Here is a 3,551-nt window from a genome sequence, read left to right on the forward strand (position 1 = left end):
CTCAGGTGGGTGAAGCAATGGCCATGGTCAAAGCGCTTAACCGGATCACGCTATTAGGAATGCCGAACAGTATTCGCATCACGTAACAATCGACCCGTATGGGGCGCAGTCGTTACAAGTTCTGATTTATTCAACAAAGCCCAAAGATGATATAATTTTTTATAGTTTTTAAAAAAGTTTAATTATAAACATAATCCATTGAATCATAGAACTTAAATCATGATTCAACCTGTGATTCAGAACTGGAACCTGGCTATCATGAGTAAACCGATTCAGATGGAACGCGGCGTTAAATACCGCGATGCAGACAAAATGGCACTCATCCCGGTACGCACCGTCGTCACTGAGCGGCAGGAGCTACTGCGTAAACCTGAATGGATGAAAATCAAGTTACCTGCCGATTCCAGCCGTATTCAGGGCATCAAGGCGACCATGCGCAAAAACGGCCTGCATTCTGTATGTGAAGAAGCTTCCTGCCCGAATCTGGCAGAATGTTTCAACCACGGTACAGCCACCTTCATGATTCTTGGAGCCATTTGTACCCGCCGCTGCCCGTTCTGCGACGTGGCACACGGCCGCCCGGTAGCGCCCGATGCCAATGAACCAGAGAAACTGGCACAGACCATCCATGACATGGGGTTGCGCTACGTGGTGATCACCTCCGTAGACCGGGATGACCTGCGTGACGGCGGCGCACAGCACTTCGCAGACTGCATCGCCGCTATCCACCGTAAAAACCCGCACATTCGCATCGAGACGCTGGTGCCCGATTTCCGCGGCCGTATGGATAAGGCGCTGGATATCCTGAAAGTGACGCCGCCGGATGTGTTCAACCACAATCTGGAAAACGTACCGCGCCTCTACCGTCAGGTACGCCCTGGTGCCAACTACGAGTGGTCATTGAAGCTGCTTGAGAATTTTAAAGCCTCTCACCCTGAAATTCCGACTAAATCCGGCCTGATGGTTGGGCTGGGGGAAACCAATGCGGAGATCGTTGAAGTAATGCGTGACCTGCGCCGCCACGGTGTCACCATGTTGACGTTAGGGCAATACTTACAGCCCAGCCGTCATCACCTGCCAGTGAAACGCTATGTGAGTCCGGAAGAGTTCAATGAAATGAAAGCCGAGGCGATGGCGATGGGCTTTACCCACGCAGCCTGCGGCCCGTTCGTGCGTTCGTCGTATCACGCCGATCTGCAAGCGAAAGGCATTGAGGTTAAGTAAGCACGTCGGGTGTAACAATATTTAGTTACACATTGACTCTGTTGCTGACGTACTTATCGCAAAAGGGAGGCCAACAGGCCGCCCTTTTTCATTAAGACAATTAGTCCTTGTTATGACGAATTTCACCGGCAGGCGCTGCATCATCCCCTGTGCTGGTCTGTTTCACTGACTGATCGTCATTCATAGCTTTCTTGAACCCTTTGATTGCAGCCCCTAAATCGCCGCCCAGCGAGCGCAGTTTATTGGTGCCGAACAGCAATACGATCAGCGCGGCAATCACCAACAGTTTGGCAATGCTAATACCTTCCGTCATACACCTACCTGATTACGAATACTGGAATACCAGCGAATAAAAACCATATTTCTTTTTATGCCTGCGACAGCGCGAACACAAAATCCATTTGTAACAAAATTAGACCACACTGCTGATATGCCTATTGCCAGTGCTTGAATCCAGATACCTATCACCGCTACACTGTTTTTGTCACATGGAGATGGCATTCCTCCCTAAGCGCCCTTTGGGCTGATGATGCCTACGTACGCCTCAGAGCAGGCGCGTAGGGACCTGCCCGCTCTGAATCACTTTCAACGTAAAATAATGCACAACACGAGGTCATTATGTGGATGATGTTTCTTGCCGTGTTTATCGGCGGCGGAGCGGGAAGCGTTGCCCGGTGGGCATTGGGAATGCGCTATAACACCACAGCGGTGTCAGTACTGCCTGTGGGTACGCTGATGGCAAACCTGATCGGGGCTTTTGTCATCGGTGGTGCCCTCGCCTATTTTGCCCGTCATGCGGAGTTACCGCCGCATTGGAAACTGCTGATAACAACCGGGCTTTGTGGCGGATTAACTACATTTTCCACCTTTTCGGCGGAGACGTTTCTGTTTATCAATCAGGGCCAGCTCTCAGCGGCTGCCATCAACATTCTGTGTAATCTGGTAGGCTCACTGCTCATGACTGCGCTGGCATTCGTACTGGTCAACTGGCTGGTATCCTGACAACAGGATAAAAAAAAACCCGCCATAAAGCGGGTTTTCAAGAAATCGGTATTATTAAATAGCGACAACGTTAGCCGCAGATGGGCCTTTAGCACCGTCAGTGATTTCAAACTCTACACGCTGACCTTCAGCCAGCGTTTTGAATCCATTGCTCATGATTGCAGAGAAGTGTACGAACACATCTTTGCTGCCGTCTTCCGGAGTGATGAAACCAAAACCTTTGGACTCATTGAACCACTTAACGCTACCTTTAATCTTAGACATCAAACCTACCTTTCTTACCTTTAACATGAATGAAAGACACAAAATGTGTGTCTGGTACAGTACAGCAATTAGTAACGCATTTGTCCAGTTGAACTTGGATAAAAAGTGATGAAAATCGCTAAATATGTGCTCCGATTTACCAATAGTTTGAAATGAGACACCTTTGTTACCGTTTTCTCCCTACACACTGTGTCGGGCAACCGTAAATGACCCACAGGATAAACGAACAATGAAAACCCTTGGATTGATCGGTGGAATGAGTTGGGAATCCACCGTTCCCTACTACCGCCTCATTAACTAACGCGTTCAACAGCGTCTGGGAGGCTTGCACTCAGCAAAACTGATACTGTACAGCGTAGATTTTCATGATATCGAGCAACTCTAGGCACAAGGCGCAGGGGAGCAGGCGGCACAGCGGCTTTCTGAAATCGCCCTCGGGCTACGTCAGGCAGGCGCAGAAGCGATCGTCATCTGCACCAACACCATGCACAAGGTGGCCGACCAGGTAGAAAGCGCCAGTCAATTACCGGTATTGCATATCGCCGATGCCGCTGCCGAAAGTCTGAAACAGGTTGGCATGACGCGCGTCGGCTTATTGCGTACTCGCTATACCATGGAGCAGGATTTCCACCGCGGTCGCTTACGAGAGCGCTACAGCATTGATGTCATCATTCCGCAACCCGATCAGTGAGACGAGATCAATCGTGTCATTTACAACGAGCTATGCCGCGGCGTATTGCTCGACCGCTCGCGAGAAGCATTTAGCATCATTATCTATAGGCTTGCCTTGCAAGGTGCTGAAAGCGTGATTCTCGGCTGCACCGAAATTCCCTTTTTAATCCATCAATCCGATACAAAAATTCCTCTTTTTGATACCAGCTATCTGCACGCCATTGCTGCAGCAGATTACGCATTATAGTACTAGCTCAGACCTGATCTGACAGTTACCGATTATTTATACAGGTGTCTGTCAGATTACATCTGGTTCAGATTCTTTTCTGCCCAGATCCGTTTTCCATCGAGTAAAGTGGCCATCGGCGTACGCCCGCAGCACGTTTTTC

The 3,551-nt window shown here is 49.5% G+C and carries 4 protein-coding genes, 2 pseudogenes and 1 riboswitch; of the genes and pseudogenes, 4 read left to right on the plus strand and 2 right to left on the minus strand.

The features are described from left to right. Together QZ506_RS02700 and lipA are read left to right on the plus strand one after the other, a co-directional pair. Nucleotides 1-86 (plus strand): annotated as a pseudogene (locus QZ506_RS02700) (lipoprotein); the annotation flags it as partial. 172 nt (nucleotides 87-258) lie between these two features. After that, nucleotides 259-1,224, plus strand: a complete 966-nt coding sequence (gene lipA, locus QZ506_RS02705) for a lipoyl synthase (protein WP_291968891.1) — start codon at nucleotides 259-261, stop codon at nucleotides 1,222-1,224. Nucleotides 1,225-1,324: 100 nt separating this feature from the next. Here the strand turns inward: lipA and tatE are convergent, their stop codons facing one another. Continuing rightward, a complete protein-coding gene (gene tatE / locus QZ506_RS02710) occupies nucleotides 1,325-1,537 on the minus strand; it encodes a twin-arginine translocase subunit TatE (RefSeq protein ID WP_291968892.1) in 213 nt (70 codons plus the stop codon). A 168-nt stretch (nucleotides 1,538-1,705) separates the two neighbouring features. Beyond that, a riboswitch (Fluoride riboswitch) is annotated at nucleotides 1,706-1,767 on the plus strand. 75 nt (nucleotides 1,768-1,842) lie between these two features. Between tatE and crcB the strand changes: the two genes are divergently transcribed. Beyond that, the gene (gene crcB / locus QZ506_RS02715; RefSeq protein WP_291968894.1) at nucleotides 1,843-2,226 is read left to right on the plus strand and encodes a fluoride efflux transporter CrcB; all 384 of its coding nucleotides are present in this window, start codon (nucleotides 1,843-1,845) and stop codon (nucleotides 2,224-2,226) included. 54 nt (nucleotides 2,227-2,280) lie between these two features. Here the strand turns inward: crcB and cspE are convergent, their stop codons facing one another. Next, nucleotides 2,281-2,490, minus strand: coding sequence for a transcription antiterminator/RNA stability regulator CspE (gene cspE, locus QZ506_RS02720; RefSeq protein WP_291968896.1), 210 nt, complete (start codon nucleotides 2,488-2,490; stop codon nucleotides 2,281-2,283). A 229-nt stretch (nucleotides 2,491-2,719) separates the two neighbouring features. On the opposite strand from cspE, the pseudogene QZ506_RS02725 reads away from it, so the two are divergent. Then, nucleotides 2,720-3,409, plus strand: a pseudogene (locus QZ506_RS02725) (aspartate/glutamate racemase family protein). Nucleotides 3,410-3,551 lie beyond the last annotated feature (142 nt).

The sequence above is a fragment of the Candidatus Symbiopectobacterium sp. genome, assembly GCF_020054415.1.
Taxonomy (GTDB): Bacteria; Pseudomonadota; Gammaproteobacteria; order Enterobacterales; family Enterobacteriaceae; genus Symbiopectobacterium.